The organism is Nonomuraea sp. B1E8, assembly GCF_039871515.1.
In the GTDB taxonomy this organism is placed as follows: Bacteria; Actinomycetota; Actinomycetes; order Streptosporangiales; family Streptosporangiaceae; genus Nonomuraea.
Genome location: NZ_JBDPLS010000022.1, coordinates 60,963 through 85,909, shown reverse-complemented (window position 1 = coordinate 85,909; position 24,947 = coordinate 60,963). Strand labels below are relative to the sequence as shown.

Genomic DNA, 24,947 nt, shown 5'->3' with positions numbered 1-24,947 from the left:
TCAAATGAGGGTGGAGTACAGTGCGGGCATGGGCAACGGCGGGCTGCGCGAACGCAAGAAGGCCAGGACCAGGGAGGCGATCCTGCGGGAAGCGTTCAGGCTCTTCCGCGAGCGCGGCTACAACGCCACCACCATCGATCAGATCGCCGAGGCCGCCGAGGTCTCGCCTGCTACCTTCTTCCGCTATTTCCCGACGAAAGAGGATCTGGTCACGCTTGATCGGTTCCCGCCGCTCATCGAGGCTCTTCAGGAGCAGCCGCCGGGTCCGCCGGTCACCGTGCTGCGCGGGGCGTTCCGTACGGCGTTCGGCTCGATGACGGCCGAGGAGATCGCCGCGGGGCACGCGCGGGAGGTGTTCGCGGCGACGGTGCCCGAACTGGTGGCCGCCAACCTGCGCAAGAGCCCCGGCCTGCTGCGGGAGACGTCCGAGATCCTGGCGGGCAAGGCGGGATGCGACGCCGGCGACCCCCGGCTGCGCGACGCCATGGGCGCGGTGTTCGGGATCGTGAGCCTGATCTGGCTCCAGTGGGCGCACGATCCCGGCCTGGACGGGCCCGCCGAGGTCGACCGGGCGCTCGCGCGCCTGGAGTCAGGCCTGACCTTGTGAGCCGGCAACGGCAGGGTGTCCAGATGGCAGGGCCATCCGGATGTTGTATCTTACGCCGCATGATTCGAGCGGAGGGCTCCCGATGGCCAGGCTGACCCGGGCGCAGCAGCAGGAGCGCACGCGGGCCGCCGTGCTCGCCGCGGCGAGGGAGGAGTTCGCCGAGCACGGATACTCCGACGCCAAGGTCGACCGGATAGCGGCGCGGGCCGAGCTGACCCGGGGCGCGGTCTACTCGAACTTCCCGAGCAAGCGCGCCCTTTACCTGGCGGTCCTGGTCGACTCGGTCGAACACGTGGGCGAGGCGACGTCGTCCCCCGCCCTCGACGAGGCGGCGGCCGTGTTCGCCCGGGTCTGGCTCGAACGGCTGCCGTGGTCCGGCGAGACGCCCGCCGGGGGCAGCCTGCAGTCGCGCTCGCTGGACGGCGTCTTCGACGACGAGCCGGGCCGTACCGCGATGGCGCAGGTCACCAAGCTGGAAGCCCTCCTGCTCGCCCTCTGCCTGGAGTCACGCGCGCCGCGGCGCACGAGGCGGGTGCGCCTGGCCGAGCTCGTCCTCACCCTGCTGAACGGCGCCGGCCACCTCGCGGGCACGGCTCCCGGGTTCGGCGACCCCTTCGACGTGGCGCGCGCCTGCGGGCACCTGGCCCGCCTCGACCTCGCCGACACATGGGACCCGCCGCACCTGCCCTTCGTCGCCCCCGCCCAGCGTGCCCGGGAGCCCTGGAATCCGCCCGCGGCGTTGCCTGATCTGCTCACCGGCCGCCCGGCGGGATTCGACGGCGACGGCGTGATCGTGTTCCTCGGGACCGGCCGGCTCGACGCCGCAGAGGAGGCCGTGCGCGCCGCCCGTCCCGGCGACCGGATCACCGTGGCCGTGGCGACGGGCGATCCGGCCGAGCTGGGGCGGCTCGTCCGGCTCAGGATCGGTGACCTGGCCGGGTGCCTGCGCCGCGTGTTCGCGCCGGACGACCGGCCCTGCCTTCGTGTCGTCCTCGACGACCGCGCCGCCGTCGCGACGGCCGCCGCGACCCCTGAGACGGGCGACGCCACCGAGTGCGCGGTACGCGTCGAAGCCGGCACGATCGTCGCCCGGGCCCGCGGGCGCGGCGCCGCGTACGCCGTGGCGTCCGTGACGCGTTCGGGCCAGGCGGGTTGACCGGAGCGGCGACCGGCGTCCCGCCATGCTGAAATGAGAAAGATGCCGAAGGTGTCCCTCGCGCGGATGCTCGTTCGTCGTTCGTGTGTGAGAGTTTCTCGCCCCGGAGGTTGTGATGCGGTACGCCCTGATGATCTACGATGAGCCCGGTTCCATCGAGGCGCTGTCGGACGAGGAACGAGAGGCGGCGTACGCGGACTATTTCGCGTTCGCCGAGGACGAGCGGTGTGTCGGCGCCGCGCAGTTGCAGCACGCGGAGACGGCGACCTGCGTCCGCGTGGCCGGTGGCCGGACGCTGATGACCGACGGCCCGTTCGCCGACACCAAGGAGGTGCTCGGCGGCTTCTGCCTGGTCGAGGCCGCCGATCTGGACGAGGCGATCGAGCTGGCGGCGCGCCTCCCGGCGGCCAGGTTCGGCGGCACGGTGGAGGTCAGGCCGGTGATGCGGTTCTGACCGTGCTGGAGGAGGTGTTCAGGGAGCAGTGGGGCCGGGTGCTGGCCTCGCTGGTCGGGTTCCTGGGTGATTTCGACCGGGCCGAGGAGGCCGCGCAGGAGGCGTTCGCGATCGCCGCCCAACGCTGGCTCGCGTCGGGTGCGCCGGACAATCCGGGCGCGTGGCTGGTGACGACGGCCCGCAACCGGGCGATCGACCGGATCCGCCGCGAACGCACCCTGGCCGGGAAGCTCCACCTGCTGCCGGTGCCGGAGGCCACCGTGGACGAGTTCGACGACACCCTCATCAAGGACGAACGGCTTGAGCTGATCTTCACCTGCTGCCACCCGGCGCTGCCGCTGGAAGGGCAGGTGGCGCTCACGTTACGGACGCTCGGGGGCCTGCGTACCGCCGAGATCGCCCGGGCCTTCCTGGTCCCGGAGGAGACCATGAAGCGCCGCCTGACCCGCGCCAAGAACAAGATCAAGGCGGCCGGGATCCCGTTCGCGGTGCCCGCCGGGCATCTGCTTCCCGAGCGCGTCGACGCGGTGCTCGCCGTCATCTACCTGATCTACAACGAGGGCTACCGCGGACGGGCCGACCTCGGCGCCGAAGCCATCCATCTGGGGCACGTGCTCGCCGCGCTCATGCCGCGGGAACCGGAAGTCCACGGGCTGCTCGCGCTGATGATGATCCACCACGCCCGGCGGCGGGCCCGGTTCTCCGGCGAGGACCTGGTCCTGCTCGACGATCAGGACCGCTCGTTGTGGGACCTGCGCCAGATCACGGGGGGACGGGCGGTGCTCGACCGGGCGCTCGCACTCGGCGGGCGTGGCGCCTACGTCGTCCAGGCCGTGATCGCCTCGCTGCAGGCGAGCGAGCGCATCGACTGGCCGCAGGTCGCCGCGATGTACCGGCGGCTGGCCGACCTGACCGGCTCGCCGGTGGTCGAGCTCAACCACGCCGTGGCCATCGCGCAGGCCGGCGACCCCGCCGCGGCCCTGCACGCCGTCGACCGTCTCGATCTGGACGGCTACCTCTACTTCCACTCCACCCGCGGCGAGCTCCTGCGGCGGCTCGGCCGCGACACCGAAGCCCGGGCCGCCTACCGCCGCGCCCTCGACCTCGCCACCTCCACCCCCGAGCAGCGCTTCCTCACCCGAAGGCTCCAGCAAATCTGACATGAGCTGGTCGTCTATCCCTCGGTGGGGATGTCCAGGGGAGCTTGTCACCTGAAGTGTGTAAAGATCCTTTCTGGGTGATGGAGAACCCTCTTTACCTGATCCGTCCTGGGTAGGCGATGTCGAGTTCGATGAGTGCTTCGCGCCAGCCGATGGTGCGCTGTCCTTCGATGAGGCGGGCGGTGCTGGGCGAGTTTTTGATCTTGCCGGTTGTCTCCTTGGTTACGGCGCGTTCGCGGGCGCGTTTGTCCTCGATGTTGATGATGGCCAGCCACAGCAGTTTGACCACGGCGTCGTCGCCGGGGAAGTGGCCGCGGGCTTTGGTGACCTTGCGCAGCTGGTAGTTCAGGGACTCGATGCTGTTGGTGGTGTAGAGCAGCTTGCGGACCGCCGGGGAGAAGGCGAAGAACGGGGTGAAGCGGTCCCAGGCGGTCTCGAACACGCGGGCCGCTTGCGGATACTTTTCGCCCCAGGTGGAGGCGGTGAAGTCGGCCAGGGCGTCGAAGACGGCCTCGGCGCTGGGCGCGGTGTAGATCTTCTTGAGCTCGGCGGCTACCGAGGCGCGGTCGCGGCGGGCGACCGGCCGTAGCGCGTTGCGGATCAGGTGAACGACGCAAGCTTGCACGGTGGTGTGCGGGAACGCCGCGTGGATGGCGTCTTCGAAGCCGTTCAGTCCGTCGGTGCAGGCGATGAGGATGTCGCGGACGCCGCGGTTTTTCAGGTCGTTCATCACCGCGTTCCAAAAACGGGCCGATTCGCCGGCGGTGGCGGTATCGAGCGGGGTCTTGGCCAGCCAGATGCCCAGCACGTGCTTCTCGCCGTCGGCGTCGATGCCGACCGCCAGATAGGCGGGCTTGGCCTGGACGCTGTGGTTGTCGCGCACCTTGACCACGATGGCGTCCAGGAACACCACCGGGTAGACCGCATCCAGCGGCCGGGCCTGCCAGGCGCGGACCTCTTCCAGCACGGCGTCGGTGATGTTGGAGATCGCCTCGTGACTGAGTTCGACCTCATAGATCTGGCGCAGGTGGTGCTGGATGTCGCGCACGCTCATGCCGTGCGCGTACAGGCTGATGATCATGTCGTCCAGGCCGCCAGAGATGCGGCCGGCCCGCTTGGGCACCAGCACCGGTTCGAAGGTGCCGGCCCGGTCCCGGGGCACGGCCAGCCGGACCGGCCCCACCCCGGTCTGCACCGTTTTGCCGATCCTGCCGTTGCGGGAGTTACCCGTCCCGTGGCCGGCCGGGTCGTGCTTGCCGTAGCCCAGATGGCTCGACAGCTCGGCCTCCAGCGCGCGTTCCAGCACCGCCTTGACCAGCTCGCCCAGCATCGAGCCGTCGCCGGTCAGCCGCAGCCCGCCCTTGCCGTCTTTCGAGCGCTCCAGCAGCAGGTCCAGCACCTGGTCGCCGAGCAGGTCCCGCAACGGCACCTCGCCGTCACGATGGGGGGATTTTTCCCCGCCATGATGAGCAGCCCGTGCCAAGCTTGCCGCCTGCTTGTGCTCTGAAGTGAAGCTGGTGGTCAGAGCGGATGATCCCCGTGTGTTCGTCATGATGGACGCTCCCCCCGAAGCGTTAAGATGATCTACCTTGACTCATCTACCCATAGTGATCGTTTCCACACTTAGAGTGATACCCCCTCCAGGGCTGTGCCGTACAGGCGCGAGACGTGCAGTCTGATCACCACGCGGCGCTCGTCGACCAGTTGCCGGAGGAAGGCGGCCTCGTCCGCCGGGTCCTCGAAGCCCGGCGTGAGTGACAGCAGTTCCTTGCCGACCGCGTCTCCCGGCTCGGTGGTCACCTCGGACACCTCCGCCTCGCCCTCGGCGACGGCGAACGACCAGATGTTCGGCCCGTTCACGTGCAGCGACAGGCGGGGGTTGGTGCGAACGTGGCGGGCCTTGAGGCGGCCGTCCGTGGTGGAGACCCGGATGATCCGCTCGGAGGGGTTCCAGTTGTACAGGACGGTGGACAGGTGAGGGTGTCCGCTGCGCTTGACGGTGGCAAGGACGCCGAACTGCTGGGCGGCGAGCAGGCTGCCGAGTTCCGCGTCGGTGAGGATGCGGGGCTCGGCGGGGCCGGGGTTCGTATCGTTGTCGCTCATGTGAATCGAATCCTGTCTGTGCTGGTGGGGACGGTTGGTCAGGCTACGGGGGTGAGCTGGGCCTGGGGGGTGGCGGTGTCGGGCTTGGGCTGGCGCAGGACGAGGAGGGCGACGGTGAAGGCGGCCACGAGCAGGGCCGCGGCGATGGCGAAGGCCACGCGGTAGCCGCCGGTGAGCGCGGCCGCCTGGCTCTGGCCGGCGTCCAGCAACTGCTCGGTGCGGGTGGCGGCCAGCGTGGACAGTACGGCGACGCCCAGGGCCATGCCGATCTGCTGGGTGGTGTTGAACAGTCCCGAGGCCAGGCCCGCGTCGTCGGCCTTGGCACCGGACATGCCGAGCGCGGTCAGCGCGGGCAGCACCAGGCCGCCGCCGGCGATGAGCAGCATCACCGGGAGCAGGTCGGTGACGTAGTCGGCCCGCACGGGGATGCGGGCCAGCCAGCCCATCGCGCCGAGCAGCAACGCCAGGCCGGCCAGCAGGACCGCGCGCTCGCCGAAGCGGGTGTTCAACCGGGCCGAGACGAACAGGGAGACCCCGCCGATGGCCAGCGCCGCCGGAAGCATCGCCAGCCCGGTCTCGAGCGCGCCGTAGCCGAGAACCTTCTGCATGTGGAGGGCGACGAGGATCTGGAAGGCGAACATGGCCGACAGCGTGAGGATCTGGACCAGGTTGGCGCCGGACACGTTGCGCGAACGGAAGATCCGCAGCGGCATCAGCGGCGCCTTGGCGCTCGCCTGACGCAGGACGAAGGCGGCCAGCAGGGCGAGCGAGACCGCGCCGAGGGCGAGGGTGTGGGTGGCGAGCCAGCCGTACTCCTCGACCTTGACCACGGTGTAGATGCCCAGCATCAGCCCGCTGGTGACCAGGGCGGCGCCGAGGACGTCGGCGCCGCCCGCGAGCCCGGCGCCGCGGTCGCCGGGCAGCGCCCGGACCGCCAGGGCGACCGTGGCCAGCCCGATGGGCACGTTGATGAGGAAGATCCAGTGCCAGCTGAGCAGGTCGGTCAGGACCCCACCCAGAACCTGGCCGATCGAGGCGCCGGCGGCGCCGGTGAAGCTGAAGACGCCGATCGCCTTGGCACGTTCCTTGGCCTCGGTGAACAGGGTCACCAGGATGCCCAGCACGACGGCGGAGGCCATCGCGCTGCCGACGCCCTGCAGGAACCGGGCGGCGATGAGCATGCCCGGTCCGGTGGCCGCCGCGGCCAGGACCGATGCCGCGGTGAAGACCGTGTTGCCGGCGAGGAACATCACCTTCCGGCCGATCAGGTCGCCCAGCCGGCCGGCCAGCAGCAGGAGACCGCCGAAGGCGATCAGGTAGGCGTTGACGGTCCAGCTGAGGCCGGCGGGGGTGAAGCCGAGGTCTCGCTGGATGGCGGGCATCGCCACGGTCACGATGCTGCCATCGAGGATCGTCATCAGCATCGCGGCGGACAGCACGCCGAGTGCGAGCCAGGGCGACCGGGGTGTGGTGGGTGACATGACGTCTCTCCTGCTCCTTCGGGGACAGGAGAGACCATAGCAGATAGTTTCGTTGCAGACTATCTGCTATGGATTGGTTTATGCCTTCTGTCGAGCCCGCCGTACGGCCTGCGGAGCCTCCGCAGGGGTGGCCAGGTGTCCGGTGACCAGGCGGTTCATCGCTCGCAAGAGGACTTCGCGCTCATCGTCCGGCAGCGCGCCCAGGGCGGCCTTGTGCACGCCGTCGACAATCTCCTGGCTTCTCTTGGCCACCTCCTCGCCCTTCTCGGTGACCGCGATGATCCGCGCTCGCCGGTCGGTGCTGGACGGGCGGCGCTCGGCCAGGCCCGCCTTCTCCAGGGCATCGACCGTGACCACCATGGTGGTCTTGTCCATGTCGCCGATCTCGGCGAGCTGGATCTGCGTGCGCTCCTCTTCCAGGGCATGGACGAGCACGCAGTGCATGCGCGCGGTCAGTCCGATTTCGGCCAGGGCGGCGGCCATCTGGGTTCTGAGGACGTGGCCGGCATGGTCCAGCAGGTAGGACAGGTCTGGTTCTGTGCGGGCGGGCGCCATCGCGGTCATTCATCCAGCCTAGCAACTAGGTTCGTTCCGGATTATCCGCTTCCTTTCCATTCAGCGCTTCGGGTGAGCGGCGCGCCGACGCGGAAGCGGGCACCGCACTTCCCGCCGGCGGCGGCCGGCCGGGAGAGCACATCGGCGACGCGACTTTTCGTTCGCATGCTGTTCACCCCCATCACCCGGCCGTGTGCGCGAGAATGGCGGCGGCCAGCTCCTCGTGCACCTCGGGCGGCAGGGTGTGCCCCATGCCCGCCACGATCATCAGCCGCGCCCCCGGGATCTGCTCGGCGATGATCGCGCTGTGGCCCGGCTTGGCCGGCTCGTGGCTGCCCTCGATGACCAGTGTGGGCGCCTTCACCTGGTGGAGCACGCCCACCGGCTCGAAGTCGGGCTTGGCCATGGCGGCCAGCCGGTGGTTGGCCACCGCCGACAGGTCGCGGGCCCGGTCGTAGATCCGTTCCTGCAGGCGCCGCGCCGCGTCCTCGTCGAACGGCAACCCGGTGCCGTGCAGCAGGCGCTGCTCGGCGATCATGCCGTCGATCCGCGCGCGCCGGTCCGCCGGCGGCGGCGCGGCCATCAGCGTACGGTAGAAGGCCACGAACTCCGGCGCCGGCTCCGGCAGGCTCCCCTCGGGCTGCGGCTGTCCCGTCAGGGCCCGCACGAGCACCTGGCCCTCGCCGCCGCCCAGCGGCGAGGAGCCGATGACGGTCAGCGAGCGCACCCGCTCCGGCCGCTCCACGGCGACGAACTGGCCGAGCAGGCCGCCCGCCGAATGGCAGACCAGGTGCGCGCTCTCCACACCGTGGGCGTCCATCACGCGGTAGACGTCGTTCTTGATGTCGTCCCACGTGTACGGCTCCGCCTCGAAGTCGACGGTGCCCGACATGCCGGTGTCGCGGTGGTCGTACCGGATCACCCGGCGGCCACCGGCGGTCAGCCGGCCGACGAACTCGTCCGGCCACAGGATGCCCTGCGACATCGAACCCATGATCAACAGGATCGGCGTGTCCGTCTCGGCGCCGAACTCTTCGCTCCAGATGTTCACGTTATGCATGCCTCACAGCATGCCGTCGCCGGCTACGGGCGCCTTCCGTAGAACTACCAGCCGCGCCAGATCCGTACGGGAGCCGATGCCCAGCTTCGGATAGATCTTGTACAGGTGATACTCGACCGTGCGCGGGCTGAGGAAAAGCCGGGCGGCGATCTGCTTGCTCGACAACCCGTCGGCGACCAGCCCCGCGATGCGCAGCTCCTGCGGGGTCAGCACGTCGAGCACGGCCGCGGGCGGGGCCTGCCCGCTCTCGCCCGCCGCCCGCAACTCCTCCTGCGCGCGCCGCGCCCACGGGCGGGCGCCCGCCCGTTCGAACGTCTCCCACGCCGCCCGCAGATGGGCCCGCGCCTCGCCCGGCCGCTGCGTCCTGCGCAGGCGCTCGCCCAGCAGCAGGGCCGTCCTGGCCGCCTCGAACGGGTTGGTGTGCAGCCGCAGCGCCTCGCCGAAGGCGTCCTCGGAGGACTCGACCAGGCCCCGGCAACGGGCCAGCAGGGCGTGCGACTCGGCCGTGGCGGCGTTGGCCGACCACTGCTCGTACGCGGCCAGCGCCGCCCGCGCGCCCGTCTTGTCGCCCGCGCCCATGGCCGCCTCGACGCGATCCGGGGCGGTCCGCCACACCACGATCGGATGTCCGGCGCCCGGCCCCGCCGCGGCGATGGCGGTGAAACGGTCGTGCGCCGCGCCGTAGCGGCCCAGGCACAGATCGAGCAGCGCCAGCGCGTACGACGCGACGCCGGCGCGCAGCCCCACCCGGTGGGGGATGGCGATGGCCAGCGCCTCGCGGGCCTGCCGCTCACAGAGCTCCTCCTCGCCCCGCAGCGCCGCCAGCACCGCCAGGTTGGCCAGGTGCGCGGCCACCGTGTTCTCGTACCCGGCCTCGCGAGCCAGCTCCAGGCCCTCCTCGGAGACGGCCTGGCTGCGCGCCGGCCGCCCTGCGATGCGCTCGGCCGTCGCCACGAACTCCAGCACGACCGGCAACTGCCCGCTCATCCCCGACACCCTGGCCACCCGCCCGGCCTGCTCGGCCAGCTCGCCGGCCAGATCCGGCTCGCCCAGAGCGCTGGCCGCGGCCGCCGCCCACAGGTATCCAGCCGCGTCCTCCAGCTCGCCGGTCCGCGCCAGTGCCCACCGCAGCAGCGCCGGCCCGCCCGGGTCGCCGTCCAGCGTCAGGCCGATCCCGGCCACGGTATTCCGCAAGAACCCCTCGGGGTGCGCCGCCGCCCGCCGGCCGAGCTCGGCCATGGCCGCCGTGTCGCCGACGTACGAGGCCGCCTCCACGGCGTCGGCCAGCATGTCGAGGCTGTCACCCGCCGCCAGGATCCGTACGGCCTCGGCGGCGTTGCCCGAGTTCAGCTCGAACCGGCCGCGGAGCTGGGCTATCTCCATGGCGAGCGTGGTGTCCCCGCCTGCCCCTTCGCGCGCCTCGGCCAGCAGCGACTCCGCCTGTCCTGGGCGGCCGCCGAGCCAGGCCGCGACGGCGGCGTCCTTCAGGCGGACGGCACGGGCGCGCGGCTCGGGGGTCAACTCGGCGGCCCTGGCCAGGGCGGTGGCGGCGGCGCCGTACCCGCCCCGGTCACGCGCCCGCTCCGCGGCGGCCACCAGCGCGGCGGCGACCTGCTCGTCCTGCCCCAGGGCGGCTCCGGCCAGGTGCCAGGCGCGGCGGTCGTCCGCGGTCAGCTCCGCGAGGACGGCGTGCACGCGGCGGACGTCGGCGGGGGCGGCCGCCTCGTGCACCGCGGACCGGATGAGCGGATGGGCGAACCGCACGCTCGTGCCCGACACCTCGGCCAGTCCGGTCTTCTCCAGCTCGGCCAGCGCGACCCGCCCAGCTACGGCCTGCGTCCCCGGCCCGGAGGGGAGCGATCGGGCCACATGCGCGCCCGGCTCCACCGGTTGCCCGGCGAACAGCCGCTCGCCGGCGCGCAGGACCAGGCCGAGGTCGGCCTCCACGGCGGCGACCAAGGCGACCAGCCGGGCAGAAGCGGACAACCCACTCACCCGATCGCCGAAGAGCCGGGCGCCCACGGGCAGCGGGTCGGGCAACGGTTCGCGGCCGGTGAGCTGCGCGGGCGTCAGGCGGGCGGCGATCTCCCCCAGGGCGAGCGGGTTCGCGCCGGTCAGCGCGACGAGCTCCCGTTTCACCCGGTCGGGCAGCACACCGTGGCGGGCTTCGAGCAGCTCGGCCGCGGCGGACTCGGCCAGGCCGCGCACCTCCACCGTCAGCGGCACGCCCTTGACAGGAGCCTCCCCGCGTACGGCGAACACCATCGCGATCCGTTCGGTCCCCAGCCGCCTGGCGGCGAACAGCAGCGCGTCGGCCGAGGCCCGGTCGACCCAGTGGAAGTCGTCGACCACGCAGATCAGCCCGTCCGGCGCGGCCGCCTCGGCCAGCAGCGAGAGCACGCCGGCTCCCACCAGGAACCGGTCGCCGGCACTGCCCGCGGCGAGTCCCAGGGCCGCGCGCAGGGCGTCGCGCTGCGGCTCGGGCAGCGCGTCGAGCGAACCGGCCGCCGGCCACAACACCTGGTGCAGCGCCGCGAACGTGAGGTCGGACTCGGACTCGACACCGGTGGCCCGCAACACCCGCATGGCACCGCCGCGCGCGGCCGCCGCGTCGAGCAGGGCGGTCTTGCCCGCGCCTGCCTCGCCCCGCAACACCACCGCGCCCCCCGACCCGTCGCGCGCCCGCGCGATCACCTCGTCGAGCGTGCTGATTTCCGCAGATCTGCCGTAGAGCACGAACACCCACTGTAGGCGGCCTCCATGCTGCTCCGTCCGCACGGAGGCGGCGAGACGGCGCCCCGGGCGGCAGCAGGGTGAGCTGGTCGCGCTCGGCCATGGCCGGCGGCGTGCCGGTCGCTCGACGCCGTGGACATGCAACCGCTCAGGGGTCCGCCGGCTTCGCCGCGCATCACTCGGTGGTTGCGGACTGCGCGGGAACTTCCTGGCCGTCAGGGGCGGTTCGGAGCCGGTGGATCTCGGCGGCGGTGCTGTGCTGGGCCGCTTCGAGGAAGCGGAGGACGACGCCGAGCTCTTCGTCGCCGAAGGCGCCGAGATCGTCCCGGGTCCGTGCGACCAATCCCGCGTAGGCGCTGGTGACCCGGTCGAGACCGTCTTGTGTGGGCTCGATGAGGACCCGCCTGCGGTCGCCGGGGTCGGCCACCCGCCGGACACAGCCCGCGGCGACGAGCCGGTCGATCATCCGGGAGGCGGATCCGGTGGTGAGGTTCACGTGCTTGGCCAGAACGCCCGGCGTCGTGGGGCCGTGACGGCCCAATACGTGCAGACACTGCACATCCGTGTCGGTGACTCCCAACCGGTTGGCGACGATGTTGTTGAGCTGCACGACCAGGATCGCCCAGCCGGGTATCGCGCGGCCGGTGAGCTCGGCGAGCAGGGCTTCCCTGTCGGGGTTCTGCTCCGTCATCGTGAGGTTCCCTCCGTCGATGTTGCTGCGTCGCGCAGCAATCGTGCTAGTTTGCTGTGTGACGCAGCCACTGTGTGGCGCAGTCATTTTATCCCGTCGCCCTCCGATCAAGGAGCCCAGCGCAGCATGCCCACATTCCCGCACCAGAGCGGTGGTACAGAGGCTCCCGCCCTTGTGCACGGGCACGCCGGCGCCGCGCACCGCGTGATGGCCGGCAGACCGCGGCACCGCCCCGTCACCCGAACCGAACACCTTCCGGGAGATCCGATGACCGACGCGCCCCAAGTCACCGTCGACCCGTTCGCCTGCACCGTACGCAAGTTCGGCGAACCCCATCCCGTTCGTGCCGTTCTGCGCGCCGCGGGGCCCATCGTTCAGGCCGAGGCCCCGGCCGGCGGCCCGGTGTGGATCATCACCGACGATGTGCTCGCCCGTGAAGTCCTCGTCCACCCGCGAATCGTGAAGGACCCGGCCTACGCGCCGGCGAGCTGGAACCCACGGACAGCAGGTCTCGAACCGACCGCCGCCGCACAACCGTCGCTCACCACCTACGACGGCCCGGCACACGAGAGACTGCGCCGGGCCCACGCCCCGCTCTTCACGGCCCGGCGGATGAGCGACCACTCCGAACGCATCGCGGCGCACGCCCACGAGTTGCTCACCAGGCTCGCGGACGCCGGTGGAACGGTGGACCTGATGGCCGACTTCACCACCCGGTTCCCGCTCACCGTGGTCTGCGACGTGCTCGGCGTCCCGCTCGATCGCATCGACCAGGCCATCGCGGCCTGCCGGGGCATGTACAGCGACGACCCCGAGCAGGTGGGGGCGGCGATGGCCGCCTTCGGCGAGCTGGCCGCCGCCGCGCTGAGCGAAGGCCGGGACGGCCTCGCCGTCGAACTGCGCGATCGGGTCCCGTCCGAGATCAGCGAGTCCCAGTTGCACTACCTGCTCTTCACGCTGATCTACGCCGGACAGCTCACCACCGACCCGTCACTGGGATTCCTGCTCGCGCGCGTCTTCTCCGCCGAAGACGCCGCGGCGGAGGCGACGACGATCGACGAGTTCGTCCGGGAGACACTGCGCCTGCACCCGCCGGCCCCCTTCAGCCTCTGGCGGTTCACCACCACCGACGTCGAACTCGCGGGGGTACGGCTCCCCGCCCGCTCGCCGGTGCTCATCGACATCCAGGGCATCAACACCGATCCCGGCCGCTCGATCGGACCGGACCTCACCTTCGGTGCGGGCCCGCACTACTGCACCGGCGCCCAACTCGCTCAACTCGAACTGAGGGCGGTCGTGGAGGTCCTGCGAGCCGGCTTTCCCCGAGCGCGCCTCGCTGTGCCCCTCGCCGAACTCCGGCAGGTCGACCTCGGCGGCATACAGGGCAGCCGCCTGACCGCTCTCCCGGTGAGACTACGGGGCTGACCGTCCACGGCGGCGATCACCGACCCGCCGCACGCGGACATTTCCCGGCCCGAGGCCACGTCGCAGGGCTACCGGGACCCCGTACGGAGGGCCGTGCGCGGGGTGGACAGCAAGGCGGGTGCGGGGGAGCGGTCGATCAGGGGTGTGGCGTCGCGGTGAGGCGGCGCAGTGCGGCGTGGGCGGGCGGGCCCCACGTGGGCTTGCCGCCGGGACGGCCATGGACGCCGGCTTCTCCGATGAGGATGCCGGCCAAGGCCTTCCCCACAGCCCATCCGCGGGCGCGGCGCAGGGTCGCGGAGTCCAGGGCCGGCCCGTAGGCGGCGTGGAAGCGGTCGGCGGCGCCGTCCGGCAGCAGCAACCACGCGGCGGCGAGGTCGCAGGCCGGGTCGCCCGCGCAGAGGTCGCCGAAGTCGATCACGCCGCAGATGGTGCCGTCCGCGGTGACGACGTTGGCCGGATGCAGGTCGCTGTGGAGCCACACTGCCGGGCCGGTCCAGCCGGGCGCGGCGGCGGCGTCGTCCCAGACCGCGCGGACGGCGTCCGGGTCGGGGATCAGCCCCAGCTCGGTGGCCGCGGCGAGCTGCTTGGCGAAACCCTCCGAGTCGTCGGCCAGCGAGCCCCCGCGGTTGAAGCGGCTCGCGGGGGCCTGGTCGGGGGCGGGTCGGTGCAGAGCCGTCAGGAAGGCGGCCAGGGCGTCGGCCGCCTGCGCGGCTCGCGTGACGGGGACGCGGTCGGCCGGCTCGCCCGGCACCCAGGTGGTGACGATCCAGGGGTGCGGAAACCGCGCTGAGGGCTCGCCGAAGCGCTGCGGGACGGGAACCGGCAGGGGAAGGCGCGGGGCGAGGGCGGGCAGCCAGGTGTGCTCGTTACGCAGCAGCTCGTCCGCGTTCCGCGTCGCCCAGGGCAACCGGACGGCGAGGTCGTCACCGAGCCGCCACATCTGGTTGTCCCAGCCCCGCGCGCCGAGCCGCACGGGACGATCGGCCAGGTCGGGATGCTGGTCGCGCAGCAGATCCTGCACGAACTCCGCGGTGATCTCGATCTCGGTGTGGGTCATGCGAGGCAACACTAGCCGGAAGTTCCACGCGCCAGGCCGCAGCGCCCGCGCCTCGCGGTCCCGGCCTCCATTCGACCGGGGATCTGGAAAGCGAGCAGGCCCATGCCGAGGGCGCCGGTGACGCGGGGGGCTGGCGCGGCGAAGGCCACCCGCACTACAGCAACCAGGGCGGGCGCCCGTCGGCCGCGATCCGCGACGGCCGGTGGAAACCGGGGCATGGCCGGGCCCGCCGACGAGGCCTCGGTCCAGCCCTTGCCCTCCTTCGGCGGAAGGTTGCTGGTCGGCGAACCCTCCGCTGTGGACAGTCCACCGTTGTCGGAGGTGAAGACGACGATGGTGTCCTCGGCGTCGCCGGTGCGATCGAGGGCGTCGAGCAGCCGGCCGATGTTGCCGTCGAGGTTCTCCACCATGGCGGCGTAGGCGGGATCGGACTGCACCAACCGCCGCCTCACTCGCGCGTCGCGGTTGTCCCAGGTCGGGAACGGTTCCCCGGTTTCGAACGGGTCGACCTGCGTGAGGCCGGTGTCCCGCGCCTTCGCCTCGTACTTGGCGACCGGCTCGGGCGGCGCCTGGATCGGCACGTGTACCGCGTAGTGCCAGAGGTTGAGGAGGAAGAACGGACGGTCGCCGGAAGCCTCGATGTGGGCCGGCGCTCCGCCCCACGCGCCGGCGCGGGCCGCCCGGTCAACGTGTCTCCGTGGTGGTCTCGTGAGGCGGTGGCGCCTCCTCCGGCGGGTCATCGGCGAGTTTGGACTCTATGCCGATGTAGTGGTCGTTGATCGCCGTTCGTGCCTGGTCCGGGTCGCCGGTGAGGATGGCGTCGAGGATGGTGGCGTGGCCGTGGTAGGCGTCCATCGGCGTGCGGCCGCGCGCCGGTGGGACGGCCGCGTGGAACGCCAGCCAGAACTGATCGAACAGCCGCAGCAGCATCGCGTTGCCGAGATCGCGGAACAGCAGCTGGTGGAACTGCCGGTCCTGCTCGGCGAAGCCCTCTCCCCGTTCGGCGAGTTCGCGCATCGTCTCCAGGGTCTCCCGCAGCGCGGTGACGCTCGCCGGCGACATGACCTGCATCGCGTCGGTGATGAGGGCGGCTTCGAGGGTCTTCCGCAGCGCGGTCAGCTCGCGCAGGGTCGCCCGCTGGTCCTGGATGAGGCCGTACGGGAGGTGGTCCAGCAGCGGGGCGAAGGAGAAGTCGCGTACGTAGACGCCGCTGCCGCGGCGCGTTTCCAGGACGCCGGTGGACTCCAGCGCCTTGACCGCCTCGCGGACCGAGTTGCGACTGACTCCGAACAGCCGGGCCAGCTCGGACTCCGGCTTGAGTGGATCGCCGGGCCGCAACCCCTGCCTGAGGATGTAGTTCCTGATCTCCTGCTGCACGATCTGGTACAGCGGGGTTGTGTTGCCGAGATGCCGGAACTCCGGCTCCACGTCGTCCTGCTGAGTCGCCACGCTCTCGTTCAACCTCTCGCTCTGTTCAACTTGTAGGACATCTTGCCACTCTTGACACCCATGATCTGCAGGCCTACGGTAGCGAAATCTGTAGGACATCTTGCAGTTACGCGCAGGCCACACCAGCGCCAAGGAGGTCGTCAGGTGTCAGGTGGAGCCCTCGACGGCGTGGTCCGGGACGGGAGCGCCCCCAGCGGCACCACGCCCGGCGTGCCGGATCGCGGTGCCGGACAACCGGTGCTGAGCCTGCGCGGCCTGGTCGTCGAGTTCACGACGTCGGCGGGCGTGGTGCGCGCGGTCGACGGGATGAGCTACGAGGTGTTCGGCGGCGAAACGCTCGGCGTGGTGGGGGAGACCGGGTCCGGCAAGAGCGTGTCGGTGCTCGCCGCGCTGGGTCTGCTCCGGACGCCGAACCTGCGGCGGGTGTCCGGGAAGGCCATGCTCGGCGACGTCGACCTGCTCGCCCTGCCCGAACCGGACCTGCGGCGGCGGCTCGGGCGGGACGTGGCCATGATCTTCCAGGACGCGGTCTCGGCGCTGAACCCGGTCCAGCGGGTCGGCCACCAGATCGCCGAGGCGCTGCGGGTGCACGACCGCGCCCTGTCGGCGACCGCGGCGCGGACGCGGGTCGTGGAGCTGCTCGACATGGTGGGCGTCCCGCACCCGGGGACGCGCTATGACCAGTACCCCCACCAGTTCTCCGGCGGCATGTGCCAGCGTGTGATGATCGCGATGGCGATCGCCAACCGCCCGAAGGTCCTCATCGCGGATGAGCCCACCACCGCGCTGGACGTCAGCGTGCAGGCGCAGATCCTGGACCTGCTGCGGGTGGCGCGGCAGGAGACCGGAGCCGGCGTGGTGCTGATCACCCACGACCTGGGGGTGGTCGCGGAGACCGCAGACCGGGTCAGCGTGACGTACGGCGGCCGGATCGTGGAGGCCGGCGACGTCGCCCAGATCTTCACCCGGCCGCGGCACCCCTACACGGCGGCACTGCTCGGCGCGCTGCCCCGGCTCGACACGGCGTCCGAGCGCCTGCTCCCGATCCCGGGACAGCCGCCTGACCCGAGCGAACTGCCTCCGGGCTGCGCCTTCGCGCCCAGGTGCCCGATCTCCCGCGGTCGCGCCGCGTGCAGCGATCTCCGGCCGGAGCCGGTGCCCGGCGGCGGCACCGGGGCGAGCGCCTGCCATTTCCCGGACGAGGCGGCGAACCTGCTGGCTGTCCGGCCGGGCGGTGAGCAGGCCGAGCCGACCGGCACGCAGGAAGGCGCCGACGCTCCGGACACCGCCGGTGGGCCGGCCGCGCCGGTGCTCGACATCCGGGAGGCCATGGCGCGCTTCCCGGTGCGTTCCGGCCTGCTCGCCCGCCCGTCCGCGTGGGTGCACGCGGTGGACGGGGTGTCGCTGCGAGTCCCGGCCGGGCGGACGCTGGGACTCGTCGGCGAGTCCGGGTGCGGCAAGACCACGCTCGCCCGGCTCGTCCTGCGCCTCGTCGAGCCGACGGGCGGCCACATCATGGTCGACGGCGACGACGTCGGCGCATCGGGCCGGTCCCGGCTGCGGCGGATCCGGCGGCGCGCTCAGATGGTTTTCCAGGACCCGTACGCCTCGCTGAACCCCCGGCTGAGCGTCGGCGACAACGTCGCCGAGCCGCTGAGGTTACAGGGCGTGCCCCACGGCCGGCGCCGGCGCGAGGTGGCCGACCTGTTCACCCGGGTGGGGTTGCGGCCGGAGCACGCGGACCGCCTGCCGGCGCAGTTCTCCGGCGGGCAGCGCCAGCGGGTCGCGATCGCGCGGGCGCTGGCGTCGCGGCCGGGGCTGCTGATCCTCGACGAGCCGGTGTCCGCGCTGGACGTGTCGGTGCAGGCGCAGGTGCTGAACCTGCTCGCCGACCTGCAGCGGGCGTCCGGGATGGCGTACCTGTTCGTCAGCCACGACCTGGCGGTGATCCGCCAGGTCGCGGACGAGGTCGCGGTGATGTACCTGGGGAGGATCGTCGAGTCCGGCCCGGTGCGGCGGGTGTACGACGACCCCCGCCATCCGTACACGCGGGCGTTGCTCGCCTCGGTTCCGGTTCCGGATCCCGTCGGCCGCGCGGGCCGGCGGCGGGTGCCGCTGGGCGGTGACGTCCCCAGTCCGGTGGATCCGCCCTCGGGATGCCGGTTCCGGACCCGGTGCCCGCTCGCGGCCGCCGTCTGCGCCGAGGAGGAACCACCGTTGCGGCTCATCGCCGGCGGCCACACCGCATGTCATTTCGCCGAGCAGACCCCGGGGCTGGAACCGGCCGAGCAGACCCCCGATCCTGAACCGGCCGAGCGGGCCGCCGGCCAGGGACCGGAGGTGCGCGGATGACCGCGGTCCCGGACGCTCCCGCGCTGGCGCCCCGGCGGCGGCTGGCGTCGCTGCGCCGGTTTATCCGGTCCCGGTCGGCCCTCGCCGGCGCGGTCGGGTTGCTGGTGCTGGCCGCGCTCGCGCTGTTCGCGCCGCTGATCGCCCCGTTCGACCCGGCCGCGCAGGACGGTGAGCCCCTCCTCGGCCCGTCCGGGGCGCACCTGCTCGGCACCGACCAGCTCGGCCGCGACATCCTGTCCAGGCTGATCCACGGCGCCCGCGCCTCCCTCATCGCCGCAGCCGGCGCCGCCGCGGTCGGCGCGGGCATCGGGGTGCCGCTGGGGCTGCTCGCCGGCTACCTCGGGCGGTGGGTGGACGCGCTGGCGATGCGCCTGGTCGACCTGCTGCTCGCGGTGCCGGGGATCCTCCTCGCGCTGGTCATCATCGTGGTACTCGGCCCGGGCCGGCTCAACCTGATCCTCGCGATCGGGATCGGCGCGGTGCCGGAGTTCGCCCGGCTCACCCGCGTGGCCACGCTCGGCATCCGGGACCGCGACTTCGTGCTGGCCGCCCGGGGGATGGGCGCGAGCACTCCGGACACGATGGTGCGTACGGTGCTGCCGAATGTGCTCGCTCCGATCGTCATCCAGCTCGTCGTCACCGCGTCGATGGCGGTCGCGGTCGAGGCGGGCCTGACCTTCCTCGGCCTGGGCACCCCACCGCCGGCGCCGTCCTGGGGCGGCATGCTCCAGGACGCCCGCTCGTACCTCTATCAGAGCCCGAGCTACGGGCTGTTCCCCGGGCTCTGCCTGGTCGCCACGGTGTTGTGCCTCGACAGGATCGGGCGCGGCCTGCAGCTCGCGGTGAGCGGCAGCGGCCCGAACGTGGCGACGCGCGTCACTACCGGAGGTGCGGTCTGATGTACGGCTACCTGTTCCGGCGGCTGCTGCAGTTCGCCGTGGTGCTGCTGCTCGGCTCGATCGCGGTGTGGGGCTTCACGTTCGCCCTGCCCGGCGATCCCGCGACGGTGCTGCTCGGCCCGGACGCGAGCGAGGCGGAGCTGGCCGCGACCCGCGACCGGCTCGGCCTGGGCGGGTCCGTCGTGGAGCAGTACGTGTCCTGGATCGGCCACGCCGTCGCCGGCGATCTGGGCTCCTCCTACTACTCGGGCCGGCCGGTGGTCAGCGAGCTGCTCGACCGGATCCCGGCGACGGTGCAGCTGGCCGGGTTCGCGATGGCCCTGACCCTGCTCATCGCGGTGCCGGTCGGCATCGCCGTGGCGCTGTGGCCGCGCTCGGTGGCCGGCCGGGCGCTGCAGGCCTACCTCACGGCGGGCCTGGCGGTGCCGGCGTTCTGGCTCGGCCTTCTGCTGATCATCGTGCTGGCCGTGCAGCTGCGGTGGCTGCCCGCCTCCAGCGACTTCGTACCGCTGTGGCGGGATCCGGGCGGCGCGCTGACCGCCACGATCCTGCCGGCGAGCGCCATCGCCGTGCACACCTCCAGCGTCACCGCCCGCTTCCTCGCCACCTCCCTCGGCGAGGTCATGGGCAAGGACTACATCCGCACCGCCCGCGCCAAGGGTGTGCCGGAACGGGATGTGATCCGCCGCCACGCGCTGCGGAACGCGTCCCTGCCAACCGTCACCATCGTCGGCCTCCAGCTCGGCGGCTTCCTCGGCGGCACGGTCGTCATCGAGGCCGTCTTCAACTACCCCGGTCTGGGGCGCCTGCTCTACACCGCGATCGGCGAACGCGACTACTCACTCGTCCAGGGCGGGGTGCTGTTCGTCGTCGCCACCTTCCTCCTGCTCAACCTGCTGGTGGACGTGTTCTACGCCGTCCTTGACCCGCGTATCCGGCTTACCTGAGATCCACCCCATCTCACCCCTCAGGCGGCAACACCATGACCATTTCCCCGATCCAGTCCCGCCTCATCGCCCGACGTACGCTGCTGCGGACCGGGTTCCTCGCGGTCGGCGCGCTCGCCGGCGCGCCACTGCTCAGCGCCTGCGGCTCCGGCAGCGGAGGGGGCGGGGGCGGCACGGCCGGCAAGATCACGCTCGGCACGACGAAGATCATGCAGTTCGATCCGTACCTCACGAACACCGACATCCACATCCACTCCTTCTACACGTACCTGATCGACTACCCGTCCGACGGCACCTACAAGGCCATCCCGGCCGGGGCCGAGAAGTGGGAGTTCGCTTCCGACCACAAGTCGGTCGTCATCAGCCTGCGGGAGGCGAAGTACCATTCCGGAGCGCCGGTGACCGCCGGCGACGTCGTCACCGGGGTCAAGCGGGCGCAGGACCCGGACGCCGGATTCACCCTCGCCCAGCCGACCAGCTTCATCGCCTCGGCGACCGCGGTCGACGACCGGACCGTGCGCCTGAACTTCAAGCAGCCCGCGCCCGAGGCGCTCGTGCTCGACTGGATGTTCGCCTTCCCGCTGGTCGCCGCGGCCGGCAACACCCCGGAGAAGCTGGAGCACGAGCCGGCCGGATCCGGCCCGTTCCGGCTCGCGGAGTTCCAGCGCAACCAGCGCCTGGTGCTGAAGAAGAACCCCGACTTCTACGACGCAGGCAAGCCGTTCCTGGACGAGGTGGAGTACCGGTTCTTCACGGACGAGGACGCGCTGGTCGCCGCGCTGGAGTCGGGATCCGTCGACGGCGCCGCGTACATCGCCTTCCGGCACGCTGACCGGCTGCGGGACCGGTTCTCCCTGGTGGAGGGCAACGGACGGATGTCGCTGTTCTTCATGAACGCCCTCATCCCGCCCTTCGACAACAAGCTCCTGCGGCAGGCGCTGGCGCGGGCGATCGACCGGGAACGCGTCCTCAAGCAGGTCAACTTCGGCATCGGCGACCCGGTGTACACGGCTTTCATGCCGTCCTCACCCGCGTTCGACCCTGCGTACCTCGACTCGCACGGGTTCGACCTGGACGCGGCTGCGGCGCTGCTGGAGCAGTCGGGCGGCGCTCGTAAGGCCGTCGCGGGCGTCACCTCGGGAACCCCGGCCGTCTCGACGCTGGAGATCATCCAGGCGGACCTCAAGAAGATCGGGTTCGAGCTGGAGATCGCCCCGCAGGAGGAGGCGGCGTACCTTGAGGCGCTGTTCGCCAGCAAGCTGCAGTGCACCGTCGCGGCGCAACCCAACAACATGCAGAGCCCGTCGCTGGTCGCCCGGGGCCGGCAGATGCTGACCACCAAGGCGAACACCACGTTCGGCGACAAGGTGCCGCCCGCGTACGTCGACGCGGTCGACGCGGCGGCCGCCGCCATCACGCCCGAGGAGCAGAAGGCCGCCTACGCCGCGCTGAACCGCATCCTCGTCGAGGAGGCGTGGGCGATCGGCATCACCACCATGCCGTCGCTGTTCGCACTGGACAAGCGCGTCTCCGGCCTGGTCACGGACGCTCGCGACTTCGTCAACCTCACCGAGACCAAGGCCTGACCTGCCGGTGGGAAGCAGAACCCGTCCGCCGGCAGGCACCGAGAAAGGACCCGCATGACCCGGTTGCGCTACTCCACCGACGGACCGGACATGGCACTGCTCACCGCCGTGTTCACCCCGTTCACCGAGACCGGTGAGCTCGACCTCGACACCGTATCGAAGCAGGCGGACGACCTGGTCGCGTGGGGTTCGGCGGCGGCGTACGTCGGAGGGACCGCCGGTGAGGGGGCGTCCCTGTCGACCGCGGAGCGGATGGCGCTGGTCGAGCGGTGGTGCGAGGTCGCGGCAGGCCGGCTGGACGTCATCGTCCACGTGGGACACTCCAGCCTCACCGAGGCGCGCCGGCTGGCCGCGCACGCCGAGTCGGCGGGAGCCAGGGCGATCTCCGCGGTCGCGCCGTATTTCCACCGTCCGGAGACGGTGGACGCCCTGGTCGACGCCTGCGCCACCATCGCCGACGCCGCACCGGCCCTGCCGTTCACCTACTACCACATCCCCTCGATGACCGGGGTCGACCTGCGGGCCAGCGACGTGCTGCTGGCCGCCCGGGAGAGGATCCCGACGTTCGCCGGCGTCAAGTTCGCCCACAACGACATGGTCGACCTCCAACGGTGCCTGCACCTCGCCGGCGGGCAGCATGAGGTCTTCGTCGGCGTCGCCAAGCTGGTGCTCGCCGCGTGGCAGTGGGGGGCCCGGGCCGCGATCGGATCGGTGTACAACTTCGCCGGTCCGCTGTTCCGGCAGCTGCTCGACCACGCGGCGCGCGGCGAGCTGGCCAAGGCGCGGGAGTGCCAGATGCTGGCGCAGCAGGTCATCGACGCGGCCGCGCGGCATGGCGGCGAGCTGGCCGGTTTCAAGGCACTGGGCTCCCTGTCCGGGGTCGACTGCGGAGGCTGCCGCCCGCCGCTGGCGTCGCCCGGCCCGGAGCAGGTGGCCGCGCTGGGCGCCGAGGTGACCGGGCTCGGGTTCGCCTGCCGGGGCCGTTGATGGCGACGAACGTGCTGGTCATCCAGGCCGACCAGTTCCGGGCCGACTGCCTCGGCGTGGCGGGCAACCCTGATGTGCGTACCCCTCACCTGGACCGGCTCGCCGGAGACAGCGTGCGCTACCGCAACGCGTACTGCCCCTTCCCGGTCTGCACCCCGTCCCGATATTCGCTGGTGTCCGGCCTGCACGTCCGCCAGCACGGCGGCTGGACGAACCACTGCACCCTCGCCCCCGGCATCGACACCTTCCCCCGGGCGCTGCGCCGGGCCGGATACCGGACGGCCGCGGTCGGCAAGATGCACTTCACGCCGACCTACCTCGACGTCGGTTACGACCACCTGGAGCTGGCCGAGCAGGACGGACCCGGCCGGTACGACGACGACTACCACCGGGAGCTGGCGGCGGCCGGGCTGGCGCCCGTGACCGACCTGGTCGACCAGGAGCGCGAGTTCCGCGCGCTGGCCCCACAGTCCTACTGGGACACCTACGGCAGCGGCCGGTCGAACCTGCCGGAGGAGTGGCACTCCACCACGTGGATCGGCGAGCGGGCGCGGCGGGCGCTCGCGGGCTGGTCCGACGCCGGTGGCCAGCTGCTGCACGTGTCTTTTGTCAAGCCGCACCACCCGTTCGACCCGCCCGCCGGCTGGGACGAGGCCTACGATCCGGCGGCGCTGACCCCGCTGCCCGGCTGGACGGAGGCGATCCCCGCCGCCGACCAGCGGCACCGGCGGGAGTACTTCGACTACGAGCTGCTGGACCTGCCGCGGCTGCGGCGGGTGATGGCGCACTACTACGCCACCATCACGCACCTGGACCACGAGGTCGGGCGCATGCTCGACCTGCTGCGGCAGCGCGGGCTGTACGACGACACCCTGATCGTCTTCACCGCCGACCACGGTGAGTACCTCGGCTTCCACCACCTGCTGCTCAAGGACGGGCCGATGTACGACCCGGTGGTGAAGGTGCCGCTCCTGGTCAAGTTCCCCGGGCGGCAGCGACCCGGCGAGGCCGTGGACGCGCTGGTCTCGCTGATCGACGTCGCCCCGACGGTCCTTTCCGCCTGCGGGCTGCCTCCGACGACGCCGTTGCCGGGCAAGGACCTGGCCGATCCGGCCGCCGGGCACGACTGCGTCTTCGCCGAGGACCGCCGGCACGGCATCGCGGGAATGGCCCGTACCGACCGGTACAAACTGCTGTGGTCGGACGTCGCGGGGGAAGCCCTGTTCGACCTGAGCGAAGATCCGCACGAGCTGGCGAACGTCGTCGACGACCCGGCGCACGGCGACGCGCTGCGGCGGGTGCGCGAGGCCGTCGGGCGGTGGGCGCTGTACGACGCGACCCCGCCCACCTATCTGGACCAAGCCGCCCCGCGGCGGGACGCGGTCACCAGCGGCGACCGCGCCGCCCGGCACCGGCTGTTCGCCGGCGCGGTCGCCGAGCACCGCACCGGCGCCTGACCTCCCGGCTCCCGACGCTTGACGTGGAGAGGAACGACGATCGTGACCACTCATCGTTCGCCCCGATATCGCGCGGTGCTGGTCGCCGCCCTGGTGAGCGCGACGGCGAGGGCGGCGCACTTGACCCTGCGCAGCACCTCGTTCCTGCTGAGGCCGAGCCCCTTCGCGATGAGCCGCTCCGGGCGCACACGGGCACCCCGGCGGAGCCGCTACCGGCCCGCCGGCGTGTAGGTCGCGATGATCACGCCGCTCTTCATCACCTTGGTGGCGGCCAGGGTCAGCGTGGTCTGGACGTCGCTCAGCGGCGCCGAGATCGAGGGGCCACCCACGAACACCGGGGTGATCCAGAACCGCACCTCGTCGACCAGGCCCGCCTTGACCAGGGCGTGGGTGACCGCGCCGTAGCCGTACATCAGGATGTTCCTGCCCTCCTGGGCCTTGAGCCGGGTGACCTCCTCGATGAGGTCGCCCTGCAGCACCTCGCTGTTCTTCCACTCCGGGTCGGTGAGGGTGGTGGAGGCGACGTACTTCTTGACGTTGTTGAAGTAGGCCGCGCCGGTGCTCGGGTCGCTCTCGTCCCGGCTGGGCCAGGCGGCGGCGAAACCTTCGTACGTGCGGCGGCCCATCAGCAGCGCGTCGGCCGCGTCCGTCTGCTCGCCGGCGAACGCGGAGGCCTCGTCGTCGAAGTACGGCATCGTCCACGCCGGGTCCTCGATGACGCCGTCGAGGCTGATGTAGGTCGAGTTGATGATCTTGCGCATTCCGGGTCCTCCTGATGCCAGTACGCG

General features: G+C 71.8%; 23 protein-coding genes. 11 read left to right on the top strand and 12 right to left on the bottom strand.

Features of this window, described 5'->3' with window-relative positions; genetic code table 11:
* Window positions 1-4: 4 nt before the first annotated feature.
* The 4 genes from ABGA98_RS43105 (at window position 5) to ABGA98_RS43090 (ending at window position 3,377) form a co-directional block, all read left to right on the top strand.
* Window positions 5-607: a TetR family transcriptional regulator gene (locus tag ABGA98_RS43105; protein WP_347624270.1), complete on the top strand. Its 603-nt coding sequence runs from the start codon at window positions 5-7 to the stop codon at window positions 605-607.
* Window positions 608-689: 82 nt separating this feature from the next.
* Window positions 690-1,763, top strand: coding sequence for a TetR/AcrR family transcriptional regulator (locus ABGA98_RS43100; protein ID WP_347624269.1), 1,074 nt, complete (start codon window positions 690-692; stop codon window positions 1,761-1,763).
* Between the two features lie 115 nt (window positions 1,764-1,878).
* On the top strand, window positions 1,879-2,217 hold the full coding sequence (locus ABGA98_RS43095; RefSeq protein WP_347624268.1) for a YciI family protein: 339 nt from the start codon (window positions 1,879-1,881) through the stop codon (window positions 2,215-2,217).
* A 2-nt stretch (window positions 2,218-2,219) separates the two neighbouring features.
* A complete protein-coding gene (locus ABGA98_RS43090; RefSeq protein WP_347624267.1) occupies window positions 2,220-3,377 on the top strand; it encodes a sigma-70 family RNA polymerase sigma factor in 1,158 nt (385 codons plus the stop codon).
* A 94-nt stretch (window positions 3,378-3,471) separates the two neighbouring features.
* Here the strand turns inward: ABGA98_RS43090 and ABGA98_RS43085 are convergent, their stop codons facing one another.
* From ABGA98_RS43085 to ABGA98_RS43055, 7 genes are all read right to left on the bottom strand, one after another.
* The gene (locus ABGA98_RS43085; protein ID WP_347624289.1) at window positions 3,472-4,776 is read right to left on the bottom strand and encodes an IS256 family transposase; all 1,305 of its coding nucleotides are present in this window, start codon (window positions 4,774-4,776) and stop codon (window positions 3,472-3,474) included.
* A gap of 224 nt (window positions 4,777-5,000) precedes the next feature.
* Window positions 5,001-5,480, bottom strand: a complete 480-nt coding sequence (locus tag ABGA98_RS43080) for a TIGR03618 family F420-dependent PPOX class oxidoreductase (protein WP_347624266.1) — start codon at window positions 5,478-5,480, stop codon at window positions 5,001-5,003.
* A 38-nt stretch (window positions 5,481-5,518) separates the two neighbouring features.
* Window positions 5,519-6,961, bottom strand: coding sequence for an MFS transporter (locus ABGA98_RS43075; protein WP_347624265.1), 1,443 nt, complete (start codon window positions 6,959-6,961; stop codon window positions 5,519-5,521).
* A 78-nt stretch (window positions 6,962-7,039) separates the two neighbouring features.
* Window positions 7,040-7,525: a MarR family winged helix-turn-helix transcriptional regulator gene (locus ABGA98_RS43070; protein WP_347624264.1), complete on the bottom strand. Its 486-nt coding sequence runs from the start codon at window positions 7,523-7,525 to the stop codon at window positions 7,040-7,042.
* Window positions 7,526-7,697: 172 nt separating this feature from the next.
* Window positions 7,698-8,576, bottom strand: a complete 879-nt coding sequence (locus ABGA98_RS43065; RefSeq protein WP_347624263.1) for an alpha/beta fold hydrolase — start codon at window positions 8,574-8,576, stop codon at window positions 7,698-7,700.
* 3 nt (window positions 8,577-8,579) lie between these two features.
* On the bottom strand, window positions 8,580-11,312 hold the full coding sequence (locus ABGA98_RS43060) for an AAA family ATPase (protein WP_347624262.1): 2,733 nt from the start codon (window positions 11,310-11,312) through the stop codon (window positions 8,580-8,582).
* A gap of 172 nt (window positions 11,313-11,484) precedes the next feature.
* Window positions 11,485-12,000 (bottom strand): MarR family transcriptional regulator, encoded by a 516-nt coding sequence (locus tag ABGA98_RS43055; protein WP_347624261.1) that lies wholly within the window; start codon window positions 11,998-12,000, stop codon window positions 11,485-11,487.
* A 267-nt stretch (window positions 12,001-12,267) separates the two neighbouring features.
* On the opposite strand from ABGA98_RS43055, the gene ABGA98_RS43050 reads away from it, so the two are divergent.
* Entirely contained in the window at window positions 12,268-13,425 is a 1,158-nt protein-coding gene (locus ABGA98_RS43050; protein ID WP_347624260.1) for a cytochrome P450, read from the top strand.
* Window positions 13,426-13,561: 136 nt separating this feature from the next.
* On the opposite strand, the gene ABGA98_RS43045 is transcribed toward ABGA98_RS43050, so the two are convergent.
* The 3 genes from ABGA98_RS43045 to ABGA98_RS43035 are packed head-to-tail and all read right to left on the bottom strand — an operon-like array spanning window position 13,562 to window position 15,931.
* Complete coding sequence (locus tag ABGA98_RS43045) at window positions 13,562-14,482, bottom strand: aminoglycoside phosphotransferase family protein (RefSeq protein WP_347624259.1); 921 nt, start codon at window positions 14,480-14,482, stop codon at window positions 13,562-13,564.
* Window positions 14,483-14,493: 11 nt separating this feature from the next.
* Window positions 14,494-15,222: a sulfatase-like hydrolase/transferase gene (locus tag ABGA98_RS43040; RefSeq protein WP_347624258.1), complete on the bottom strand. Its 729-nt coding sequence runs from the start codon at window positions 15,220-15,222 to the stop codon at window positions 14,494-14,496.
* Entirely contained in the window at window positions 15,167-15,931 is a 765-nt protein-coding gene (locus ABGA98_RS43035; RefSeq protein ID WP_347624257.1) for a FadR/GntR family transcriptional regulator, read from the bottom strand. Before ABGA98_RS43035 ends, ABGA98_RS43040 begins: the two co-directional genes overlap by 56 nt.
* A 144-nt stretch (window positions 15,932-16,075) precedes the next feature.
* On the opposite strand from ABGA98_RS43035, the gene ABGA98_RS43030 reads away from it, so the two are divergent.
* From ABGA98_RS43030 to ABGA98_RS43005, 6 genes are read left to right on the top strand one after another with little or no spacing between them, the layout of a single operon-like run.
* Complete coding sequence (locus ABGA98_RS43030) at window positions 16,076-18,283, top strand: ABC transporter ATP-binding protein (protein WP_347624256.1); 2,208 nt, start codon at window positions 16,076-16,078, stop codon at window positions 18,281-18,283.
* Complete coding sequence (locus tag ABGA98_RS43025) at window positions 18,280-19,182, top strand: ABC transporter permease (protein ID WP_347624255.1); 903 nt, start codon at window positions 18,280-18,282, stop codon at window positions 19,180-19,182. The genes ABGA98_RS43030 and ABGA98_RS43025 overlap by 4 nt, the downstream gene beginning before the upstream one ends.
* Window positions 19,182-20,129: an ABC transporter permease gene (locus ABGA98_RS43020; RefSeq protein WP_347624254.1), complete on the top strand. Its 948-nt coding sequence runs from the start codon at window positions 19,182-19,184 to the stop codon at window positions 20,127-20,129. Before ABGA98_RS43025 ends, ABGA98_RS43020 begins: the two co-directional genes overlap by 1 nt.
* 35 nt (window positions 20,130-20,164) lie before the next feature.
* A complete protein-coding gene (locus ABGA98_RS43015; RefSeq protein ID WP_347624253.1) occupies window positions 20,165-21,715 on the top strand; it encodes an ABC transporter substrate-binding protein in 1,551 nt (516 codons plus the stop codon).
* A gap of 54 nt (window positions 21,716-21,769) precedes the next feature.
* On the top strand, window positions 21,770-22,702 hold the full coding sequence (locus ABGA98_RS43010; RefSeq protein WP_347624252.1) for a dihydrodipicolinate synthase family protein: 933 nt from the start codon (window positions 21,770-21,772) through the stop codon (window positions 22,700-22,702).
* Window positions 22,702-24,159 carry a sulfatase-like hydrolase/transferase gene (locus ABGA98_RS43005; RefSeq protein ID WP_347624251.1) on the top strand — a complete coding sequence of 486 codons (1,458 nt, stop codon included), beginning with the start codon at window positions 22,702-22,704 and terminating at the stop codon, window positions 24,157-24,159. The genes ABGA98_RS43010 and ABGA98_RS43005 overlap by 1 nt, the downstream gene beginning before the upstream one ends.
* 50 nt (window positions 24,160-24,209) lie before the next feature.
* On the opposite strand, the gene ABGA98_RS43000 is transcribed toward ABGA98_RS43005, so the two are convergent.
* Window positions 24,210-24,347, bottom strand: coding sequence for a hypothetical protein (locus tag ABGA98_RS43000; RefSeq protein ID WP_347624250.1), 138 nt, complete (start codon window positions 24,345-24,347; stop codon window positions 24,210-24,212).
* Between the two features lie 21 nt (window positions 24,348-24,368).
* Window positions 24,369-24,920: a dihydrofolate reductase family protein gene (locus tag ABGA98_RS42995; RefSeq protein WP_347624249.1), complete on the bottom strand. Its 552-nt coding sequence runs from the start codon at window positions 24,918-24,920 to the stop codon at window positions 24,369-24,371.
* Between the last annotated feature and the right edge of the window lie 27 nt (window positions 24,921-24,947).

Bases quoted from the DNA above. Each gene is read 5' to 3' on its own strand.
- ABGA98_RS43105 (WP_347624270.1), top strand. From the start codon at position 5: ATGAGGGTGGAGTACAGTGCGGGCATGGGCAACGGCGGGCTGCGCGAA.
- ABGA98_RS43100 (WP_347624269.1), top strand. From the start codon at position 690: ATGGCCAGGCTGACCCGGGCGCAGCAGCAGGAGCGCACGCGGGCCGCC.
- ABGA98_RS43095 (WP_347624268.1), top strand. From the start codon at position 1,879: ATGCGGTACGCCCTGATGATCTACGATGAGCCCGGTTCCATCGAGGCG.
- ABGA98_RS43080 (WP_347624266.1), bottom strand. From the start codon at position 5,480: ATGAGCGACAACGATACGAACCCCGGCCCCGCCGAGCCCCGCATCCTC.
- ABGA98_RS43075 (WP_347624265.1), bottom strand. From the start codon at position 6,961: ATGTCACCCACCACACCCCGGTCGCCCTGGCTCGCACTCGGCGTGCTG.
- ABGA98_RS43070 (WP_347624264.1), bottom strand. From the start codon at position 7,525: ATGACCGCGATGGCGCCCGCCCGCACAGAACCAGACCTGTCCTACCTG.
- ABGA98_RS43065 (WP_347624263.1), bottom strand. From the start codon at position 8,576: ATGCATAACGTGAACATCTGGAGCGAAGAGTTCGGCGCCGAGACGGAC.
- ABGA98_RS43055 (WP_347624261.1), bottom strand. From the start codon at position 12,000: ATGACGGAGCAGAACCCCGACAGGGAAGCCCTGCTCGCCGAGCTCACC.
- ABGA98_RS43050 (WP_347624260.1), top strand. From the start codon at position 12,268: ATGACCGACGCGCCCCAAGTCACCGTCGACCCGTTCGCCTGCACCGTA.
- ABGA98_RS43045 (WP_347624259.1), bottom strand. From the start codon at position 14,482: ATGACCCACACCGAGATCGAGATCACCGCGGAGTTCGTGCAGGATCTG.
- ABGA98_RS43040 (WP_347624258.1), bottom strand. From the start codon at position 15,222: ATGACCCGCCGGAGGAGGCGCCACCGCCTCACGAGACCACCACGGAGA.
- ABGA98_RS43025 (WP_347624255.1), top strand. From the start codon at position 18,280: ATGACCGCGGTCCCGGACGCTCCCGCGCTGGCGCCCCGGCGGCGGCTG.
- ABGA98_RS43020 (WP_347624254.1), top strand. From the start codon at position 19,182: ATGTACGGCTACCTGTTCCGGCGGCTGCTGCAGTTCGCCGTGGTGCTG.
- ABGA98_RS43015 (WP_347624253.1), top strand. From the start codon at position 20,165: ATGACCATTTCCCCGATCCAGTCCCGCCTCATCGCCCGACGTACGCTG.
- ABGA98_RS43010 (WP_347624252.1), top strand. From the start codon at position 21,770: ATGACCCGGTTGCGCTACTCCACCGACGGACCGGACATGGCACTGCTC.
- ABGA98_RS43005 (WP_347624251.1), top strand. From the start codon at position 22,702: ATGGCGACGAACGTGCTGGTCATCCAGGCCGACCAGTTCCGGGCCGAC.
- ABGA98_RS42995 (WP_347624249.1), bottom strand. From the start codon at position 24,920: ATGCGCAAGATCATCAACTCGACCTACATCAGCCTCGACGGCGTCATC.